At 64.1% G+C, this 20,327-nt stretch carries 19 protein-coding genes; 13 read left to right on the top strand and 6 right to left on the bottom strand.

Annotated elements, in window-relative coordinates; genetic code table 11:
• The first annotated feature begins 30 nt into the window (after positions 1 to 30).
• Genes F3J17_RS14890 through F3J17_RS14910 form a run of 5 tightly spaced genes read left to right on the top strand, consistent with a single transcriptional unit; the run spans position 31 to position 5,429 of the window.
• Positions 31 to 927 carry a pilus assembly protein gene (locus F3J17_RS14890; protein ID WP_167059622.1) on the top strand — a complete coding sequence of 299 codons (897 nt, stop codon included), beginning with the start codon at positions 31 to 33 and terminating at the stop codon, positions 925 to 927.
• A 41-nt stretch (positions 928 to 968) separates the two neighbouring features.
• Positions 969 to 1,319: a DUF3613 domain-containing protein gene (locus F3J17_RS14895; RefSeq protein WP_167059625.1), complete on the top strand. Its 351-nt coding sequence runs from the start codon at positions 969 to 971 to the stop codon at positions 1,317 to 1,319.
• Between the two features lies 1 nt (position 1,320).
• A complete protein-coding gene (locus tag F3J17_RS14900; RefSeq protein ID WP_167059628.1) occupies positions 1,321 to 3,228 on the top strand; it encodes a TadG family pilus assembly protein in 1,908 nt (635 codons plus the stop codon).
• 10 nt (positions 3,229 to 3,238) lie between these two features.
• On the top strand, positions 3,239 to 4,627 hold the full coding sequence (locus F3J17_RS14905) for a sigma-54 dependent transcriptional regulator (RefSeq protein ID WP_167059631.1): 1,389 nt from the start codon (positions 3,239 to 3,241) through the stop codon (positions 4,625 to 4,627).
• A 55-nt stretch (positions 4,628 to 4,682) separates the two neighbouring features.
• The gene (locus F3J17_RS14910) at positions 4,683 to 5,429 is read left to right on the top strand and encodes a DUF2968 domain-containing protein (protein ID WP_167059634.1); all 747 of its coding nucleotides are present in this window, start codon (positions 4,683 to 4,685) and stop codon (positions 5,427 to 5,429) included.
• Positions 5,430 to 5,508: 79 nt separating this feature from the next.
• Here F3J17_RS14910 and F3J17_RS14915 read toward each other — a convergent pair whose 3' ends face one another.
• Together F3J17_RS14915 and hfq are read right to left on the bottom strand one after the other, a co-directional pair.
• The gene (locus F3J17_RS14915) at positions 5,509 to 5,700 is read right to left on the bottom strand and encodes a hypothetical protein (protein ID WP_167058856.1); all 192 of its coding nucleotides are present in this window, start codon (positions 5,698 to 5,700) and stop codon (positions 5,509 to 5,511) included.
• Between the two features lie 169 nt (positions 5,701 to 5,869).
• Positions 5,870 to 6,376 carry an RNA chaperone Hfq gene (gene hfq / locus F3J17_RS14920; protein WP_167059637.1) on the bottom strand — a complete coding sequence of 169 codons (507 nt, stop codon included), beginning with the start codon at positions 6,374 to 6,376 and terminating at the stop codon, positions 5,870 to 5,872.
• Between the two features lie 704 nt (positions 6,377 to 7,080).
• Here hfq and F3J17_RS14925 point away from each other — a divergent pair.
• The 5 genes from F3J17_RS14925 to F3J17_RS14945 all read left to right on the top strand — a co-directional run bounded on the left by F3J17_RS14925 (position 7,081) and on the right by F3J17_RS14945 (position 10,773).
• Positions 7,081 to 7,248: a hypothetical protein gene (locus F3J17_RS14925; protein ID WP_167058859.1), complete on the top strand. Its 168-nt coding sequence runs from the start codon at positions 7,081 to 7,083 to the stop codon at positions 7,246 to 7,248.
• A gap of 12 nt (positions 7,249 to 7,260) precedes the next feature.
• The gene (locus F3J17_RS14930; RefSeq protein ID WP_345891193.1) at positions 7,261 to 7,893 is read left to right on the top strand and encodes an RNA polymerase sigma factor; all 633 of its coding nucleotides are present in this window, start codon (positions 7,261 to 7,263) and stop codon (positions 7,891 to 7,893) included.
• Entirely contained in the window at positions 7,890 to 8,741 is an 852-nt protein-coding gene (locus F3J17_RS14935) for an anti-sigma factor (protein ID WP_167059640.1), read from the top strand. Before F3J17_RS14930 ends, F3J17_RS14935 begins: the two co-directional genes overlap by 4 nt.
• 31 nt (positions 8,742 to 8,772) lie before the next feature.
• The gene (locus F3J17_RS14940; RefSeq protein ID WP_167059643.1) at positions 8,773 to 10,380 is read left to right on the top strand and encodes an FAD-binding oxidoreductase; all 1,608 of its coding nucleotides are present in this window, start codon (positions 8,773 to 8,775) and stop codon (positions 10,378 to 10,380) included.
• Positions 10,381 to 10,455: 75 nt separating this feature from the next.
• A complete protein-coding gene (locus F3J17_RS14945; RefSeq protein WP_167059646.1) occupies positions 10,456 to 10,773 on the top strand; it encodes a hypothetical protein in 318 nt (105 codons plus the stop codon).
• Here F3J17_RS14945 and F3J17_RS14950 read toward each other — a convergent pair.
• From F3J17_RS14950 to F3J17_RS14960, 3 genes are all read right to left on the bottom strand, one after another.
• Positions 10,757 to 12,559 carry an AMP-binding protein gene (locus tag F3J17_RS14950; RefSeq protein ID WP_167059649.1) on the bottom strand — a complete coding sequence of 601 codons (1,803 nt, stop codon included), beginning with the start codon at positions 12,557 to 12,559 and terminating at the stop codon, positions 10,757 to 10,759. The genes F3J17_RS14945 and F3J17_RS14950 overlap by 17 nt on opposite strands.
• 242 nt (positions 12,560 to 12,801) lie before the next feature.
• Positions 12,802 to 14,016 (bottom strand): MFS transporter, encoded by a 1,215-nt coding sequence (locus F3J17_RS14955; RefSeq protein WP_167059652.1) that lies wholly within the window; start codon positions 14,014 to 14,016, stop codon positions 12,802 to 12,804.
• 306 nt (positions 14,017 to 14,322) lie between these two features.
• Positions 14,323 to 15,735 (bottom strand): hypothetical protein, encoded by a 1,413-nt coding sequence (locus F3J17_RS14960; RefSeq protein ID WP_240160980.1) that lies wholly within the window; start codon positions 15,733 to 15,735, stop codon positions 14,323 to 14,325.
• A gap of 387 nt (positions 15,736 to 16,122) precedes the next feature.
• Between F3J17_RS14960 and F3J17_RS14965 the strand changes: the two genes are divergently transcribed.
• Together F3J17_RS14965 and F3J17_RS14970 are read left to right on the top strand one after the other, a co-directional pair.
• On the top strand, positions 16,123 to 16,896 hold the full coding sequence (locus tag F3J17_RS14965) for an SDR family oxidoreductase (RefSeq protein ID WP_167059655.1): 774 nt from the start codon (positions 16,123 to 16,125) through the stop codon (positions 16,894 to 16,896).
• 141 nt (positions 16,897 to 17,037) lie between these two features.
• Positions 17,038 to 18,762, top strand: coding sequence for a long-chain fatty acid--CoA ligase (locus tag F3J17_RS14970; protein WP_167059659.1), 1,725 nt, complete (start codon positions 17,038 to 17,040; stop codon positions 18,760 to 18,762).
• Positions 18,763 to 18,867: 105 nt separating this feature from the next.
• On the opposite strand, the gene F3J17_RS14975 is transcribed toward F3J17_RS14970, so the two are convergent.
• A complete protein-coding gene (locus F3J17_RS14975; protein ID WP_167059661.1) occupies positions 18,868 to 19,254 on the bottom strand; it encodes a hypothetical protein in 387 nt (128 codons plus the stop codon).
• Positions 19,255 to 19,491: 237 nt separating this feature from the next.
• On the opposite strand from F3J17_RS14975, the gene F3J17_RS14980 reads away from it, so the two are divergent.
• Complete coding sequence (locus F3J17_RS14980) at positions 19,492 to 20,211, top strand: GntR family transcriptional regulator (protein WP_167059664.1); 720 nt, start codon at positions 19,492 to 19,494, stop codon at positions 20,209 to 20,211.
• Positions 20,212 to 20,327: the final 116 nt, after the last annotated feature.

Raw genomic sequence — 20,327 nt, forward strand, 5'->3', positions numbered from 1 at the left:
CGGAATGCCATGAATACGGCCGGAATCATCATGAAGAACGTTACTGTCCTCACACGCCTCAAACGCCTGACACGCTTCACATTTGCCGCCGGTTGCGTGAGTTTTGCCGCTGCGCTGGCCGCTTGCGGTACGCAGCAGGGTTACGGCGTCGGCGCTCAGGCGCAGGCGGAAATGCAGATGCGCGCGGCAACCAGCAAGGATACGGCGCCGGATACGCCTGGCATGTATCTCGGGCTGATTTCGCGCATGCAGTCGGAAGGGCTCTATTACGCCTCGCTCGCGCATATCGACGCCTTCGATCGCCAGTACGGCAAGACGCCCGATTCGATCGTGCTGCGGGCGGACGCCTTGCGCATGACGGGGCAGGCGAGCGCCAGTGCGCAGGCCTATGCGCAATTGATCGACACGCCGCTGGCCGCGCGCGGTCATCGCGGCCTGGGTCTGCTGGCGGGCGCGAACGGCGACTTTCATCAGGCGGCGCAGGAGTTGAGCGCGGCCTCGGCGCTCGATCCGACCGACGCGACCACGCTGTCCGACCTCGGCTATGCGTTGCTGCGCGACGGCGACGTCACGCACGCGCGCGTGCCCTTGCTCAAGGCGCTGGAACTGGATCCGCGTAACGCGAAGATCGTCGCCAACGTGGCGCTGCTGTTCGAGGCGAGCGGCAACGACGCCGACGCGCAGTCGATGATGGCGCAACAGAATCTGCCCGCTGCGGCGCGCGCGGCCGTGATGAGCGACGCGCAGAAGGTGCGCGATGTCGAACGCGCGCGCGAAGTCGCCCAGCAGCACGAGACGATGCAAAAAGAGGCGCAGCGCATCGCGAAGATAGCGGCGATGCCCGCGCCGCGCGCGCTGGCGAGTACGCAGGGCGGCTGGCCGGGCAGCGACGTGCAGCCGCGTCTGGTGGACCGTTTCGCACAATGACGATCGGCGCGGCGACACGCTCGCGCCACCGGGGAGATACCATGAAAACAAGGCACATTGAGAATCCGCTGAACCTGTTCCGCTCACGCACGCCGATGCTGGCGGCGATGGCGCTCGTCGCCGCGCTCGTCATGCCGACGGCCCGTGCGCAAAGCGCGGACGTGAGCAATGTGGAAGTCGGCCATTCGACTGCGGCGTGGTTCGAACTCCAACGCAGCAACGCGCAGGCCGCGCCCCCGCAGCCGATGCTGGGCGCCGAGGCGGGCTATGCCTGGCAGCGCTATATGAATTCGTTCACCACACCGATTCCGAACAGCTTTGGCTCGGCCATGCAGGCCAGCGGCGGCCAGGGCAACAGCCTCTCGGTGTCGTTGGGCGGCAGCTCGAATTAAGATGATCAGGCATCGAAGCGGGGCCGATCAGCCTGTCGAGCCTCAGGCAACAAGCGCATCCTCACGGTGGCGGTGGCGCGCGTTTGCGCCGGCTCGCGCGCGGCGGCAGCGCGGCTCGTTTGCGGCGGTCGCGGCGGTGGGTCTCGCGCTGGCTGTGATCGCGCTGGGCGTGCTCGACGTCGCCAATCTCTATCTGTCCAAACGCGCGTTGCAGAACGTCGCCGACCTGGCCGCGCTCGCGGCCGTGCAGCAAATGGACGACCAGTGCGTCCAGCCGCTCGCGACCGCCCAGGCCAACGCGGCGAGCAACGGCTTCAGCGTGAGCGGCACGACCAACACCCTGACCGTGCAGTGCGGCCGATGGGATTCGACCAGCAGCGGTGCGATGAATTTCGTCACCTCCAGTCCCACGCCGCCGCTCAATGGCGTGCTGGTGACCGTGACGAAGGTCGTGCCTTATTTCTTCGTCGGCCCGACGCGCACGCTGACCGCCACCGCGACCGCCAAGGCGACGGTGGTGGGCAGCTTCCAGGTGGGCACGTCGCTCGCCCAGGTGAATCTGCTCAACGGCTTGCTCAGTTCCTTGCTGGGCGGCACGTCGGTGAACCTCGACGCGGTGTCGTGGCAGGGCATCGCAAACGCCAACATCAAGGTCGCCGATCTGGCGGCCGTCGCCACCACGGCGGGTACGTACGACGGCTTGCTGGCCACGCAAACCTCGGTGACGGGCCTCGCCAACATCCTGCTCAACGCCGTCACGCAGGATAGCGCGCTCACGGCCAACGTATCGGCGGCGCAGAACGCGCTTTCCGCGATTGCAACGCTGGTGCCGCAAGGCTCGCTCAACACCATCCAGCTCGCTTCGATCAGCGGATCGCAGGCCCTGTTGCAACTGGGCGTGGCCAATGCCCAATATGCCGCCGACGCGACCGTGAATGTGCTGCAGATGCTGATCGTGGGCGCGGAGATCGCCGCAGCGGGCAAATCACCGGTGGCGCTCAATGTGAATCTGAATGGTTTGAGCGGCGTGTTACCGGTGAGCGCCGCGCTCACGTTGCAGGTCATCTCGCCGCCGTCGATCGCGGTAGGCGAGCCGGGTTATATCGCCGGCACGACCACGTGGCGAACCGTGGCCACGACTGCGCAGATCCTGCTGGGCGTCAACGCAGCCATTTCGACGCAGAACGTGCCGATCCTCGGCAGTGCCATTGCGTTGACGGTGAATTTGCCGCTCTATGTCGTCGTGGCGCAGGGGCAGGCGTGGCTGCAGTCCGCACAATGTGCGGCGACCCGGGCCGCCAGTACGCAGACGATTGGTGTCAGAACCGGTCTCGCGAACATCTGTATTGGCACGCCGCTCGCCGCCGGCGTGACGGCCAGTACGCTCGGCAATAGCGGGTTCAGCTGCTCGACGACGAATGCCCGCTGGACACTGGCGAGCCTGATGATCCTGTCGGCCCCCGTCGCGCTGATCACGGCGCCGTCGATCAACGTTCCCGTCGTGAATCCCACCACCAGCACCTTGACGTTCGACGGCAACGGTAATCCGCTCGCGGGCAATTCCGTCAACTCGAACCAGATCGGCGCGGTGCTCAACAACACGCTGACGTCGACGGTGACCCAACTCCAGCAACTGACCGAAGGCAACAACGGACTCGTATTCCAGCTGTTGCCGAGCACTAGCCTCGGTTCGGCGGTGCAGGTGATCCTGGCACTCGTCAGTGGCCTGCTCGACGTCACCGTCATGCCCATCGTGACCGGACTGCTGTCCACCACACTCGCCCCCGTACTCAACGGCCTCGACACCGTGCTGCTCGGTCCTTTGCTACAACTGCTCGGCGTCCAGCTCGGCGTTGCTACCGTGACCGACTATCCGCTCGCCTGCGGCGTCGCAACGCTCGTCAAATAAGAACACCACGATGAGAACCACCACTGCCATCGAGGAACTCGACCTCTACGTCTGGGAAGGCAAAGCCGATATCGTCGAGCGCGTCGCGCGCTGCATGGCGAGCCTGGACGTCGAGGTGATCCGCGCCGACGACACCGCCATCTCGCCGCAGCGCATTGCCGCGCGCGCGTCGATCGCCGTTGTCAGCGTCAGCGTGATCGACACCGGCGCGCTCGTGCTGCGCGACTGGCAGGCCACGCACGGCATGCCCGTGATCTGGGTCGGCGCCGCGCCGCGCGACAACGATCCGGCGTCCTATCCCTCCGAGTATTCGCACATCCTGCCGCTCGACTTCACCTGCGCGGAATTGCGCGGGCTCGTTTCCAAACTGGTGGTCCAGTTGCGCGCGCACTCCGCGCAGACGGCCGGTTCGGACGTGCTGGTCGCCGAATCCGAGACCATGCGCGCGCTGCTGAGGGAAGTCGATACGTTCGCCGACTGCGAGACCACCGTGCTCGTGCACGGCGAAACCGGCACCGGCAAGGAGCGCATCGCCGAGCTTTTGCATCGCAAGAACAATCGCTATGGCACGGGACCGTTCGTGGCGGTCAACTGCGGCGCGATTCCCGACGGGCTGTTCGAGTCGCTGTTCTTCGGCCACGCCAAAGGGTCGTTCACGGGCGCGGCGGTCGCGCACAAGGGCTATTTCGAGCAGGCCGACGGCGGCACGCTGTTCCTCGACGAAATCGGCGACCTGCCGCTTTATCAGCAGGTCAAGCTGCTGCGCGTGCTGGAAGACGGCACGGTCACGCGCATCGGCTCGTCCACGCCGCTCAAGGTGGACTTCCGGCTGGTGGCGGCGTCCAACCGCCATCTGCCGCAGTACGTGAAGGACGGCAACTTTCGCGCCGATCTTTACTATCGGCTTGCGGTGATCGAACTGAGCGTGCCGTCGCTGGAGGAGCGCGGTGCGGTGGACAAGATCGCGCTCTTCAAGGCCTTCGTGGCGACCGTGGTGGGCGAGGACCGTCTGGAGGCGCTGCCCGAGCTGCCTTACTGGCTGGCCGATTCGGTGGCGGCGATGCGCTTTCCTGGCAACGTGCGCGAACTGCGTAACCTGGCCGAACGGGTGGGGGTGACGGTGCGCCAGATGGGCAGCTGGGACGCCACGCGGCTGCGCCGTCTGCTGGCCAGTTCGGGCGGCGCGCAACCGGTCGCGGCGGAGCCCGCGGCACCCATCGTGGACCGTAGCAAATGGGATATGGCCGAACGCGGCCGTTTGCTCTCGGCGCTCGACGCAAACGGTTGGCGTCGCAAAGATACGGCCACATTCCTCGGAATTAGCCGAAAAGTGTTGTGGGAAAAGATACGGAAGTACCAAATTTTCGACGAGGAACCCGCAACCGGCGAAAGTGAGTAATAATTGTGCCGATTTGTAAAATCGTAAAAATAGAACTGTTCAAAACAGGGACTTCATGGACTACAAGTGGAGAGTTCGACAAGTCGCGTTGGCCGCGCTTTTGTTGATCGGGGGTGTCGAAACCGGCTGCGCTCAACCGCTGCCAGATAGCGCCGCGGCGAACGCGGCGGCCCAGGCGGGTTCGGTTGCGGCGCAGGATTCGGGGGCAGCCGTTCAGCAGGACCAATCCGCTTCGGCGGCGCAGCCTCTGCCGGGCACACCCACGGCGCTCACGCCGGCCGAAGCGCAGCAAAGCGCCGCTGGCAATGTGGCCGAGCTGCAGCAGATGATCCGCGGCTCGGAGCTCAATGAGCTGCGCACGACTTACAACGGCACGTACGGCGCGAGCCTGCTGTTCTACGGCAAGGAGATGACGTACTACGTGGCGCTGTTCCAGAACAAGACGTTCTGGCGTGTCATCAAGACGAGCGACGAAACGCGCGCCGAACTGATCTATCGCGACTTCGTGCAGAAGACGCTGCAGCTTTCGGACGTCGAGATCCGCCGCACGCGTCTGGATGCGCAGAAGGCGTTCACGACCCGCATGATCGCGCTCACGCAGGATCACGCGAACCGCCTGCAGGCTGACCTCCAGGTCGCTCAGCAGCAGCAGGCGATCGTCGCGGACCAGCAGAAGCAGACGCGCGATCAGGCCAATGCCCTGCAGGTCGAGAAGGCCGCGGCGCAGGATCAGCTGCGTGCGGTGCAGCGCCAGGTGCGCGATCTGCAGCGTCAGGTTGAAGGCGGTCTGCCGGTTCACTAAGACTGAGCCAGACGGCAGTGGGACCACAGAAAAGGCGGGCGTCGATGACGCGCCGCCTTTTTTCATTGTTGCGGCCGGGTCAATGCTTGCCGTGGCGATGATGGGTGTCGTGACCCTTCTTCGCGGTGTCTTCGTGTTTGGGTTTGGCTGGAGCAGGATCGGGCGAAGGATCGATGGAGATCGGATCGCTGGCCGGGAAGGTTTCCTCGAGCGCTTCGTCGAGCGGATCTTCCTGCTGGGGCGGGGGGGATTTCGGCTTGGATGCGCTCATGGCGTTCTCCGGTGCGAGACAGGTCGCAACCAGAATAGCGCAAAGGCCAGATCCATGACGCAAGGCGGATTTCGCGCAGGAATGCGCGCGAAGGATTGACGCGGGCTTGAGGCGAAAAAGCGCGAAAGCGATGCGCGCGCGCAGCGCGCATCGTCGGATTGCGGACGGCTTAGCTGTTGTTCGAGCCGTCCTGGCCGTTGCCGCCGTTGTTGACCGCGCCATAAAGGCGACGGCGGCGCGTGACGACCACCGGACCATCCTGCGACTGCGACGAACGCTCGGGCGAGGACGGCGCGGAAGGCGACGACGAACCCGACCACGAGTCGCGCGGTTCGCGAGGCTCACGGGGTTCGCGCGATTCACGGGGCTCACGCGGACCATGGCTGCCATGCCCGCCGTGATTGCCGTGCGGGCCGCGGCTCGTGTGCTCGCCGTGCGCCGGGCGCGGCGCGCGCGGACCCGGACGCGTGCCGGTGTCGAGCTGGATGGTGGAGATGGCGCGTTTGTAGATGCCTTGCAGGCCGACGGGCGTGCGCAGCATCACCAGGTACTGATCGAACGACTCGATGCATCCGGTCAGGCGAATGCCATTGACCAGATAGATTTCGACGCGCTTGCGCTCTTTGCGCGCGGCGTTCATGAAGTCGTTTTGCGGGTGCGATTCTGCGGAAGGCATGGACGAATTCTGGCCGGGCGGCTCAATGCCGCAATTCAATTGGAAACGTTTGCTCGCCGGGATTCTACCTTGTGTCGGCGAAGCGCGCGTGCGTGGACAACCTTTACTGCAGAACTATACCGGCTCCGGGCCGGCCCGGCAGTTTGCCGGAGGGAATGCATTGTTACGTCCCCGTGCATGTCGAGTAGAGAGCGGCGCGGCATTTTGCGTAGTGGATCGACGTTGCCGCGCGGGTTCTGCGTTTCTACGCGGTTTTGAAACAATACACGAAAGCGGGGCGCGATCTGTGGCAGTTGGACGCAGTTGCGGCACGTACGTTCAACAGCGTAGTGCATGCCGCGCACGAGTGCGCGACGAATTCCCCGCTATTTTCAGGCCATTTCTGGTTTTTCCCGGGCATCGCGCCGCGGCGTGCGTGTTGCAGTTTGTTACGTATCTTCGCGCCCCTTAATCTCGATGTTGCCGGTTGATGCGCGGGCAAACCGTTCGGCGGCGCACGCGCGGGCCGGGATGGAAAAATCTTCGCGCCGGTTGCGGGAAGCGGGAATAAGCGGACCGTGGGTGCCGTTTAACACTGTGTCGATGCACGTTGCCGATGTTCGCTTCGCGGCCCGTTGCGAGGTGTATCGGCAAACCGGCAATTCGCTATCCCAGGCATTCGCGCCGATGCGGTATCGGCATGACTGGCTGGGCGGGAGATCATCATGAAGCGTATTCGTAGTGTGCGCAGTGTGCTCGCCGTTGCCCTCTGTTTCGCGTTGACTGCGGTGTCTGGCGCGGGGCTCGCCGCCTGCAGCGACATGAACGCTGGCAGCGGCGCGTCGAATAGTGCGTCCGGCAGCTCGGGCGGTTCGTCGTCCGGTGGCTACTGAACGGCGCGCATCGTGTTCGGCCGTCCTTCGCCGCAATTCGAAGCGCAAGTGGTCGCGCAGTTGCCGCGCATGCGCCGCTACGCACGCACGCTCACGGGCGACGCCGCCTGGGCCGACGACCTCGTGCAGGACGCGGCCGAGCGCGCACTGTCGCGGGCGTCCTCGTTCCGGCCCGACAGCAATCTGCGCGCATGGCTGCTGACGATCCTGCGCAACATCTATATCGACCAGTTGCGCGGACGCCGCGAGTTCGCCGTCGACGACGAAAGCGCGCCCTGGCGCACGCTGGAAGCGCCGCATGGCGAGGTGGACGGTCTCGTGCTGCGCGATCTGCAGCGCGCGCTCTATCAACTGCCCGCGGCGCAGCGGGAAGTGTTGCTGCTGGTGTGCGTGGAGGAGCTGAGTTATCAGGAAGCGTCGGCGGTGCTGGGCGTGCCCACGGGCACGGTGATGTCGAGGCTTGCGCGTGCGCGCGAACATCTGCGCGCGCTGCTCGACCGCGATTCGACGCAACCGTCGACACAGCAGCCCACGCATCACTTGACGCAAGCGGCCCAGGACGGAACGCGGCATGCCACGCCGCTGCGCGTCGTCGGCAAAACCGCAGGCAAAGCCGATGGCAAGGCAATGGGGACGACGCGATGAACGACGACGATCTCGAACGCGTACGCGGCGCGCCTTCGGCTGTGCCGCAAGAGGATCTGGCGGACCTCGCGGCGCTGGGCGCCTTCGTGGACGGCGAACTGCCGGATGACACGCACGCCGCCCTGCAAGCGCGTCTGCACGCCGATGAACACGCGGCTCGCCGCGTCGATGCGTATCGCGCGCAAAAGGCCGCGCTGCAGGCGCTGAGCGGCGTGGGCGAAGAAGCGGCCGTGCCAGCCTGGGTGGTGCTGCGTCGGCGTGATCCGTGGTGGCATCGCGCGGGACTCGCGGCGGCGTGGGCCGTGGCGGGCGCGGGCTTCGCGGTGGCGGCTGCGTCGATGCTGCCGCACGGGCTGCCGCAGGGTGCGGGGCAGGACAGCGCGCAGGTTGCGAGCAGCACGAGCGAAGCGGAAAACTTCGCGCATAGAGCCGATGTCGCTTACGCCGTGTATTCGCCCGAAGTGCGCCATCCGGTGGAAGTGGGCGCAGCCGACGAGGCGCATCTCGTCGCGTGGCTTTCGAAGCGGCTGGGCCGCCCTCTGTCGATTCCGCCGCTTGGCGAATATGGTTACACGCTGGTGGGCGGTCGGCTGCTGCCTGGCGCGGCCGGACCGGCGGCGCAGTTCATGTACCAGAACGAGGCGGGCGAGCGTCTGACGCTTTACGTCAGCGAGTCGGGGCGCGAGCGTGACGCCGTGCATCTGCTGCGCGACGGCAGCCGCCGCACCTTCTACTGGAGCACGGATCGCATGGGATACGCGCTGTCAGGCCCGGACTCCGAAGGGCGTCTTCGCAAGATTGCGTATGAAGTCTGCGGCACGCTCGGGGGCACCTCGGCGCAGTGGTGAGGACGCGCTCGCTGGAGCGTTTGATGTCACGATGAACACCGATCCCGTATTGCCGCCAGGCATGAGCGCAGCGCGGTTTTCGCGCGTGCTCGCCGCGTTCGAATCGATCGTCGGCGCGCCCAATGTGTGCCGCGGCGGCGCTGCGCTCGCGCCATACTTCGATCCTTTCGCGCCAGTTGCCCCGACAGACGCCGGGCGCGCGTTCGCTCCTTCGGCGGCGCTGTTGCCCGCCGGACTCGACGAAATCCGCGCGATCCTGCGCGTCGCCAATGCGGCCCGCGTGCCGCTCTGGACCGTGTCCACCGGCCGCAACTTCGCGTATGGCGGTGCCGCGCCGCGTCTGGCCGGCTCGGTGGTGCTCGATCTGCAACGGCTGAACCGCATCCTCGATGTCGACGAAAAACTGGCCTGGGCGCTCGTCGAACCGGGCGTGAGCTATTTCGATCTGTACGCTCATCTGCGCGAGCGCGGCCTGAAGCTCTGGGTCGATCCGCCCGCAGCGGGCTGGGGTAGCGTGATCGGCAATACGCTGGAGCGCGGCTTTGGCTACACGGCTTACGGCGATCACGCGGCGGCGCAGTGCGGCATGGAGGTCGTGCTCGCGAACGGCGAGGTGGTGCGCACCGGCATGGGCGCGCTCGACGCCGGTGTGGTCGCGGGCTCGTCGTGGCCGCTCTACAAGGCGGGTTACGGGCCGTCGTTCGATGCGCTGTTCACGCAGTCCAACTACGGCATCGTCACGAAGATGGGGCTGTGGTTGATGCCCGCGCCCACGGCCTATGTGATCGGTGAAATCCAGTTTGGGCGCGAGGACGATCTCGGTGTCATCGTCGATACGCTGCGCACGCTGCAATTGCGCGGCACGATTGTCCAGCACGCGGTAATCGAAGGCGCGATCCGGCGCGCGGCGGGCATCGCGCCGCGCTCGCGCTGGTATGCGGGCGACGGGCCGATGCCGGAAGCCGCCATTGAAGTCATGCAGCGGGACTTGGGAATCGGGCGCTGGAATCTGCACTACGCGCTGTATGGCGAGCCGGAAGTGATCGACGTGCAGCAGCGCATCGTCGAGCACGCGTTTGCGCCGGTCGCGAATTCGCGCGCGATGGCGAAACGCTACAGCGGCAGCGAGGAACCGCAAGGCGGCGGCGACCGCAACATGGCAGGCATTCCGACGATGAGTGCGTTTCGCATGCTCGACTGGCGCGGCGGCGAGGGCGCGCATGTGGACTTCTCGCCGCTGTGTCCGGCCGATGGCCGCGACGCCTTGCGCCAGTACAGCCTCGTGAAGGCGCGCGCGGCGGAATACGGCTTCGATTACTACGGCGGCTTCACGGCCGCGGGGCGCGCCCTGCATCATGTGTTCGCCGCGATCTTCGTGCGTACCGACGCCCAGCAGGCGGCGCGTGCCGGCGATTTGCTGCGCGCGCTGATGAGCGACGCGCGCGCGGCGGGCTACGGCGTTTATCGCTCGCATCTGCTTTATATGGACTACGCGGCGGCGCAATACAACTTCAACGACGGCGCGCTGCTGCGCCTCGCGCAAACCGTCAAGGATGCACTCGATCCGCAGGGTGTGCTGGCTCCTGGCAAGCAGGGGGTGTGGCCGGCGGCGTGGCGCGACCAGCGCGGCTATACGTGAGGCGCAGGTGGCCTTTCAACAGCGGGATGAACGATGAAGCGGCGGAGCTTTTTGAAATCCTTAGGCGCGGCGGCAGTGCCCCTCACGGTCCTCACGCCGCTGCCCGCCGCGCCAGCGCGCGTTGCGCTTTACGATAGCGCGCTGGCCGAAGGCCTCGCGCTCGCGCACCATGCGGCGCGCGCCGGGATCGCCACGTTGTCGCTGCGCGACCTTGCCGGTGACGATATCGGCATGCTGTGGCATGCGCACCTGGCGGCATTCCCGGCTCGCGCAGACACGCCGACGGTTGCGCTGTGCGCGTTGCGCGCCTCGGATCGCTTCGTGCTCGAACGGCTCGCCAGGCCGCATGGTTTCATCGTGATCGATGATGTAAACCTTAGCGATCCTGATTAGCCGCCGACTTCTCCATTTTTCTGATCTCCTCGTCGCGCAACTCGCGGCGCAAGATCTTGCCGATATTGCTCTGCGGCAACGCCTCACGAAACTCGACGATGCGCGGCACCTTGTAGCCCGTGAGTTGCTGGCGGCAGAACTGGATCAACGCGTCCTCGGTCAGCGCGGCATCGCGCCGCACCACGAAGACCTTCACGCGTTCGCCCTGCACGGCGTCGGGGATGCCGATCGCCGCCACTTCACGCACGCCCGGATGCTGCGCGATCACGTCCTCGATTTCATTCGGATACACGTTGAAGCCCGAAACGAGGATCATGTCCTTCTTGCGGTCGATCAGGCGGATATAGCCGCGCGTATCCATCACGCCGATATCGCCAGTCGCGAGCCAGCCATCGTCCACGAACACGCGCGCCGTTTCATCGGGACGATTCCAGTAGCCGCGCATCACCTGTGGGCCTTTCACGCACAATTCGCCCGGCTCGCCGAGGTCCGCCCACGAGCCGTCGTCGCGGCGCAGGCGCACCTGGGTCGAGGGCGCGGGCAGGCCGATCGAGCCTTCAAAATCGGCAAGATGCCCGATGTCGACGGGGTTGAGCGTGACGATTGGCGAGCATTCGGTCAGGCCGTAGCCTTCGACGATCGGCTTGCCGGTGACGGACTTGAAGCGCTCGGCAATGGCTTTCTGCGTGGCCATGCCGCCCGCCATAGCGAGCTTGAGGCCGGAGAAGTCGCGCTGGCGGAATTCCTCGCTGTCGAGAAACGCGTTATAGAGCGTGTTGACCGCGCTGATGCAACTGAAGGTCTCGTGGCGCAGGATCTTCATCACGCGCTTCGTGTCGCGCGGATTGGCGATCAGGATATTGCGGCCGCCCAGCGCCATGAAAATCAGCGCATTGATGGTGAGCGAATAGATGTGATAAAGCGGCAGCGGCGTGAGCACGGTTTCGGCGCCTTCGCTGTCAAGCTGTCCTGCGACCCATGCCTTGGCCTGCAGCACGTTCGCGAGGATGGTGCCATGCGTGAGCATCGCGCCTTTGGCGACGCCAGTGGTGCCGCCCGTGTACTGCAGGAAGGCGAGATCGTCGCGCTGGGCGCTTGCCGGCGCACGCGGCGCACGGGCGCCTTGCTCCAGCACGTCGAGCAGACGCAGCGCTTGCGGCAGCCGGTAGGCGGGCACCATCTTCTTCACGTGACGCAGCATGAAGTTGATGAATCGGCCCTTGAGATTGATACCCTCGCCAAGCAGATCGCCGAGTTGCGTGAGGACGATGCGCTCGATGGCGGTGCCGGGCAGGGCATCTTCGAGCGTCTTCGCGAAGCTCTCGAACACGACGATGGTTTGCGCGCCGCTGTCCTTGAGCTGATGCGCAAGCTCGCGCGCGGTGTAGAGCGGATTGACATTGACAACGATGGCGCCCGCCTTGAGTGCGCCAAACAACGCCACCGGATACTGGAGCGTGTTCGGCAGCATGATCGCCACGCGGTCGCCCGGCTGCACGCCCGCGCCTTGCAGCCACGAGGCGAAGGCGGTGGCCTTGCGCGCGAGTGCGCCGTAAGTCATCGGCGAGCCGGCGCTCACGTAGGCGACGCGCTCGCGAAAGCGCGCGGTGCAGTCGTCGAAGAACTGCACGAGCGAGGCGTATTGCGCGGTGTCGACTTCATGCGGCACGCCGGGCGGATAGGAGGCGTACCAGACGCCGTCCGTGTTCGGGGCCGCGGTTGCGGCCGTGGCCGTTGCGGTGGCGAGCTGCGGTTCGGGCCGGTGCGGTTGCGGCGATTCGCTCATTATGGTTCTCCGGGCGGGCGTGGTCCTTGGCCGCGGCGGGCGTCGATGCGCATTGATGCGCATCGAAGCGCATCGGAAAGCGAACTCGCGCGCGGCGCGACTATCATGCACTGCGCGGCGCTGGCTGGGCAGACGGAGTTTCCCTGCCGCCTCAGTGCTACACGCAGCGTGCAAAAGACCAAGGGCCGTGCGGGACTCAACCCGGCACGGCCCTTGTCGGCGGTTTGAACCGCTAGCCGATCTTAGCTGGTCACGGCCTTTGCGGTCTGCGTCATGTCGATGCCGCGGCGCTCGCGGCTGAACAGGATCAGCACCGAAATCACCACGGCCACCGTGCCGGCGACGATGGCCATCGCCATGCCGTAATTCTGGTCGTGCGTTTCGGCAAGCGATGCCTGCAGCGTCGCGTTCACGGAGGCGAACAGATTGCCGAGCTGATACACGAGGCCGGGGAACGTCGCGCGCACTTCGTCAGGCGAGATTTCGTTGAGGTGCACGGGGATCACGCCCCACGCGCCTTGCACCGAAATCTGCATGAGGAACGCGCCGAGCGCGAGCATCACCGGCGTCGCAGAGAAGGCCCACAGCGGCAGCACCGGCAGCGCAATCAGCGCGGCGATGCAGATGGCCTTGCGGCGGCCGATCTTTTCGGAAATCGAGCCGAAGAACAGGCCGCCAACGATTGCACCGATATTCAGCACGATGGTGATGAGCGAGACCGTATGCGGGTCGAAGTGATGTTGCTCGCGCAGGAAGGTCGGATACAGATCCTGGGTGCCGTGCGAGAAGAAGTTGAATGCCGTCATCAGCACGATTGCATAGATCGACAGCGCCGCGTTGTGCTTGAGCGTCGACAGCAGACTCGGGCGGGCGCGCTTCTCCATTTCTTTCCAGGCCGGCGATTCAGGCACATGGGAGCGCACGTAGAGCACGAGCAGCGCCGGGAGCACGCCAATGAAAAACATGCCGCGCCATCCAACGTGCTGATAGAGCACGCCGAACACCACCGAGGCCAGCAGATAGCCGCTCGGATAGCCCGCCTGCAGCAGTCCCGAAACGAAGCCGCGCGCCTTGGGCGGAATGGTTTCCATCGTCAGCGCGGAACCCACGCCCCATTCGCCGCCCATCGCCACGCCAAACAGTGCGCGCAGGACGATAAAGGTGGTGAGGTTGGGGGAGAAACCGGTGAGCAGTTCGAGCAACGAGTAGCACGCGATGTTGACCATCAGCGTGGGACGGCGGCCATAGCGGTCGGCGAGCCGGCCGAATATCAGCGCGCCAATCGGGCGCATCGCCAATGTCAGCGTAATGGCAAAGGCGACGGCAGGAATTTTCGTATTGAATTCAGTGGCGATATCTTTCAGAACGAAAACCATTAGAAAGAAATCGAAGGCGTCCAGCGTCCACCCCAGATACGCCGCGATCGTGACGTTTTTCTGCTCTCGCGTCCAGCTCATGTCTTTTTTCTCCTGTAAAACCCGCACCTGTCTGTCTCCCGGCATGGTGCAGGTGGCCCGCTGAGCCCCGCGCTGCGAGCTTCGTACGAGTGTACGCCCGGCATTAAACATTTGCATGAATACCGGGCGCAACCGGACTAAACCCTAAGAGCGGGTTTTATCGGGGCATATCAGAAGAAAGCTTTTTGTTTTAAATGTAATTTAAATGTAATTACAATGAAGCCGAATATGAATGTCGTGCAGATCGGCAAAGGGATATTTGATTCGCGATACTGATTGATTGGCAAGCCTTGGCGAACTGGCCAATCAGCTTCGCTGCGCAAGCCAGCTGGCGGCGAGTTCGATCACGCCATCCCAGTCGCCCATGGTCGTTTGCCGCAATACGTGCGCCGATTCCATCCACGGCGAGCGCGCGCTATGACGGCCCCAGCGCCATTCGCCGGTGGGATTGACGAGTACGGCGGTAGGCTTGCCGGCCATGGCGGCGAGATTGGCGATGCCTGAGTCCACGCTCAGCACGGCGTCAAGCTGTTCGATGCAGGCGGCCGTGTCCGCGAAGCTCGCGATGCCCGGCCCGTAATGCGCAACGTTGCCGCGCGGCGAGCCGCATTTCATCTCCGCCGACGGGTGATGCAGGCTCACGAACTGGATGCGATTCGCGATTTCCGGATTGAGCGTGAGACGTTCCAGCGTGTCGAGCGGCAGGCTGCGCAGTCCGGCCCAGCTTCGCTCCTTGCTGCGCATCGTCGTTTCGTGACGCTGCGCGCAATCCCAGAACAGGCCAACCAGTTTCTTGCCGCCTTGCTGCGCGCGCAACGTGTGCGCCCAGGCAGCAGCGCATTCGCGCTGGGCGGCGGGCGCTTGCAGGAAGGCGGGGAAATACGGTGCGGGTTTCGGCGCGTCACGCATGGTGAGCATCGGCAGGTGGAGCAGGGTGGCCTGCATGGTCGGCGCAAACGCATGGATCGCGGGGAGCAGTGCCTCGCCGTACGGCGCGAACATATCGAGCGGCCGGTTGCACGCCACCACCCGGCAGTCCGGCAAGGAGGCTTCAATCAGGCTGTGGATCGCCAGATCGCAGGTCACCATGATTTCCGCGCCCGCCGCCCGCCAGTGGCGCAAGCTCCCAAACAGCATGAACTGGTCGCCATAACCCATCTGATGGGTCACGAGCACGCGCTCGCCGCGCAGGTCGCGTTGGCCATTCCACATCGGCACGGCGTCGTGACGATAGTTGCCGCTATCGCCACAGTTGCGCCAGAGCCAATGCGTGAAGCCGTTGGCGTCGCCAGTGCTGAGCATGGCTTCGGCCAGCCATTTGCGGGCGCGCAGTTTGTCGGGATGGGTCTCGCCTTCCGGTTGCTGCAAGGCCTGGTTCAGCACGGCGATAGCAAGTTCGACGTTGCCGTCCAGGTACAGATCGCGGCCCAGGCGTCCAAGATAGAAGAGGGGCGACCAGTCCAGCGCGGCATGGTCCATCCAGGTCTGCGCCGCCTGAGCATGGCGCCCGAGCAGCCGTAAGGCGCGGGCGCGGGCGTGCACGAACGTGCGGCTGTGCGGTTCGAGCGCCAGGCCTTTTTCGGCCCAGGGAAGCATTTGCTCGTCGCGCCGCACGCCAACCAGTGCTTCGCAGATCTGCTGGAGCGGTTGCGGGTCGGCCGGCTGGCGGGCGTGGGCGACAAAGGATTCGAGCAGGCGGTGTTCGGGATGGGGACTCATGATCTGGCGCCTAAGTGACTGTTTAGATATGAGAAAAATCTTATCGAGACGTCGGAGGCGCCGATATCGGAGTCGTCCTAAATCGTCTTGAAATGCTGCCGCCTTGAGCCCTGCCTGGTGTCGAATTCACCGCGCTCCCTGCGCAATTCGCAGCACGCCTCTCACACTTTCACTGATAATGAACGACCGTGCTTTTCCTGATTCACTTCACGTTCCGGAGTGGCTAGAATCGGCCTCGATCTCGTTGGTTTCGCTATGCGGAACAGATGACGGGCATGCATGGACAAGTAAAGAGTCAGCAGAACCAGGAGGCGGGCCGCTGCGCGGCCCCGGCAGAACGCCAGATACGCCACGTAGAAATCACGCAGACATCAAGGAGACGCAAGCATGCAGGTCAGGGAATTGTTCGAATTGAAGGGGCAGGTGGCGCTCATCACGGGCGGCTCGCGTGGGCTCGGCTTGCAGATGGCCGAGGCGCTAGGCGAAATGGGCGCGCGCGTGGTGATCTCCGCGCGCAAAGCCGATGAACTTGCCGAGGCGCAGAAGCACCTGCAGGCGCTCGGCATCGAGGCGATGACGATCGTGAGCGATCTGCAGCGCCCAGACGCGGCCGTGAAGCTGGTCGACGAAACGCTGGCGGCGTGCGGCCAGATCGATATTCTCATCAACAACGCGGGCGCCACATGGGGCGCCCCCGCCGAGGACTATCCCGACGAGGCCTGGCACAAGGTCATGAACCTCAACGTCAACGCGCCGTTCTTTCTCGCGCGTGAAGTGGGCAAGCGCTGCATGATCGGCCGCAAGCGCGGCAAGATCATCAATATCGCCTCGATTGCGGGCCTCAAGGGCTCGCTCGGGCCGATGCAGACCATTGCCTATAACACCTCGAAAGCGGCAGCGATCAACTTCACGCGCGCGCTTGCCGCGGAATGGGGCAAATACGGCATCAACGTGAATGCGATCTGCCCGGGTTTTTTCCCGACGAAAATGGCAGCGGGCCTGCTCGACAAGCTCGGTCAGAGCGTGATCGATCACACGCCGCTGCAGCGGCTGGGCGACGAGAGCGATCTGAAGGGCGCCGTGGTGTTTCTTGCCAGCGGTGCGTCGCGCCATATTACCGGCCAGTATCTGGCCATCGACGGCGGCGCGAGCATTGTCTGATAGCGGTCTGCACACGACCGCTATTTAAATCGCACACCGAAGCATCATGGATGGCTCGCGGCGCAGCCCTGCGCCGTGAAGCCGATTGCACGACCCGCGCGCCGCTCGTGGCGGCGCGCTATCCACGAGACGGAACCCGCCATGTCCACGTCTGCCGTCGCTGTATCGGCCAGAAGTCCGGCCAAAAGCTCACCTTTCTGGCCCGCGCAACTTTCGCCGAACCTGAGCATTCCCGCCACGAACCTGTTCTATAACGCCGAAGTCTCCGCCGCGCGTTTTCCCGACAAACCCTTCATCATTTTCTACGACACGCCGGTCACCTTCGCGCAATTCAAGGACGAAGCGGAGCGCGTGGCCGGTTATCTGCAAACCGAATGCGGCGTGAAAGCGGGCGACCGCGTGTTGCTGTATATGCAGAACAGCCCTCAATGGGTGATTGCCTATTACGGCATCCTGCGCGCCAACGCCGTAGTCGTGCCCGTCAATCCGATGAATCTCTCGGACGAACTCGAACACTACGTGGAAGACAGCGGCGCGACCACGGCATTCGTCACGCAGGAGCTTTACCCGCGCATCGCGCCGCTGGTGGGTGAGGATGACAGTGGGAAGAGCGGGAAGGGCGGGCCGGGCTTGCGTCATCTGCTGGTGGCGACGTATAGCGATTATCTGAAACGCGAGCCATTTGCTACGCCGCCCGAATTCGTAAGCGCGCCGCGTCATGTGGAGGGTCCGGGCGTTGCACATTGGGCCGACGTGCTGGCGGCGAATCTCGCGCCGGGCCCGCTCACCGCTGGGCCGGACGATCTCTGTGTCATGCCCTATACCTCGGGTACGACCGGCAAGCCCAAGGGCTGCATGCATACGCATCGCAGCGTCATGTGCACGGCGGTGGGCGGCTGCAACTGGTTCGGCAGTAATCAGGATGCCGTACAGTTGTCGGTGCTGCCGATGTTCCATGTCACGGGCATGCAGGGCGGTATGAACAGCCCGCTCTACAACGGCTCGACGGTCGTGATCCTGCCGCGCTGGGACCGCGACGTCGCGGCGCGCGCGATCGAGCACTATCGCATCAACGGCTGGCAGGCGATCTCGACGATGGTGGTCGACTTCATTTCGAATCCACGTATCGGCGAATACGATCTGTCGAGCCTCGCGTGGATGCGCGGCGGCGGCGCGACGATGCCGGATGCCGTGGTCAAGAAACTACGCGATCTCACGGGCCTTGAATTCGTCGAAGGTTATGGCATGTCGGAGACCATGGCCGCCACCCATATCAATCCGCCGCAAAATCCGAAGCCGCAATGCCTGGGCATTCCGGTATTCGACGTCGATGCGCGCATCGTCGATCCGATTACGCTCGAAGAAGTCGCCGAAGGCGAGGCGGGCGAACTCATCATGAGCGCGCCGCAGGTGATGCAGGGTTATTGGGGCAACGCCAAGGCCACGAACGAAGCCTTCATCGTGCGTGACGGCAAGCGATTCCTGCGTACCGGCGATCTGGTGCGGCGCGATGCGGACGGCTATTACTTCATGACCGACCGCCTCAAACGCATGATCAACGCGTCGGGCTACAAGGTCTGGCCAGCCGAGGTCGAGGCGCTCATGTATCGCCATCCGGCGATCAAGGAAGTGTGTGTGATCGGCACGCAGGACGCAAAGCGCGGCGAGACCGTCAAGGCCGTAGTCGTGCTCGATCCGCAACAACTGGGCACCGTGAACGAAGACGACATCATCAAATGGGCGCACGAAAACATGGCGGCCTACAAGGCGCCGCGTATCGTGCAGTTCGTCGATACGCTGCCCAAGTCGGGTAGCGGCAAGATCCTGTGGCGCAAGCTTCAGGAAGACGAAGCCGCTGCGCGCTGAGTCGTGTTGCGCTGATTCGTGCAGTGACAACGGCGGCCTCGTTTGCGCGAGCGCCGCCGATCAAGACGTTTTTCGTCTGCTCCCGATTTGAATCTCCTCCGCGCGTCAGGCGCCGGCCAGCGCCGGCAGCCCTGGCTCGCTCCAGTCCCATCCACTGCGTGGTTCCTGCTCCTGCGTCGGCTGCCTGGCTGCGGTGTGCTGCGTTGTCTGCGCGGGCGTCCATACGCCCGGGGCCTGCGCGTTCTTGCGCCCGAGAATCGCCTCGCACAGAAAGTCGATGCTATAGGCCTTCAGCAAATGCGCGTGGTGCGTCTCGATGTAGGCGGCCAGCCGCGCCGCTTCGCCTTCGATTGACGCCAGTGCATGCAGCGTCGCCTTATCCCAGCGAAATCGCAAACCGAGTTCGGCGAAAGCCGAATTGAATGCGCACAACTGCGCATGGGTGTGCGGCTCGAGTTCGATGGAGTGGGGGGCTGCGGTCGGCTGGCTCATGACGTTTCTCCGGGTGCTGATGAAGAGTGGCGTGAACCCAGCGTAGAAGCCCGAATGAATAAACGATAGTTAAAGTTTTTTTCGATATTCATAAATCATTGGCTATGAAATCTCGGAAGCGCGTGCGACGTGCGCGTAAACCCCGCTTTGTGCCGAGTGGATTGCTGATATATCGTATTTTACATATCGAATTCGCCAGCAGCGCCGGCCAAACCGCACGTTGGAGATCCGTCACCGATGTCCGCCGAAACGCAAGACGAAGCTGGAGCGTCACCGTTGTTCCTGACGCTCGAACCTATCCACGCCACGGTTTCGCTGCGCGACCAGGCCTACGCGAAATTGAAGCAGGCGATTGCCGAAACCGATATCTACCGCTCGCGAGACGAAATTCGTCTCGACGAGAAGGAACTGACGGAAAAGCTGGGCGTGAGCCGTACGCCGGTACGCGAAGCGATGACCTTGCTGGAACAGGAGGGGTTTCTGCGCACGGTGCCGCGGCGCGGCGTCTACATCCTGCGCAAGACGCGCAAGGAGATCGTCGAGATGATCTATATGTGGGCGGCGCTGGAGAGTATCGCGGCGCGCCTTGCGACCCAGCGAGCCTCAGATGACGATATTGCCCGGTTGCGCCGCATGTTCGCGGATTTTGGCGAGCACGCGCCCGCCGAGCATATTGAAGAGTACTCCGAAGCGAACATCATGTTTCACCAGGCGCTGGTGGAGTTGTCGCAATCGCCCATCATCGTCGACACCATCAAGAACATTTTCATGCATGTGCGTGCGATTCGCCGGATGACGATTGCGCAGAGCGATCGTGCGGAGCGATCCATCGTCGATCACATGTGCATTATCGAAGCGCTCGAAGCACGCGATACGGAACGCGTCGAACGTCTCGTGCGGCAGCATTCGATCGACCTTGCGCTGTTCGTGGAAGCGCATTGCGATTTTCTCGATTGATCGCGCCAGGCAGCGTTCAGTGGCGCGAAGCATGAACGCGATACGTTGAGACGTTTTTCGTATCAATCGTCGCGCGATGGCTCGCCATATGGTTTGGACTCCGTATCAATAAAGCA

The organism is Burkholderia sp. Ax-1719, from assembly GCF_011753055.1.
In the GTDB taxonomy this organism is placed as follows: domain Bacteria; phylum Pseudomonadota; class Gammaproteobacteria; order Burkholderiales; family Burkholderiaceae; genus Paraburkholderia.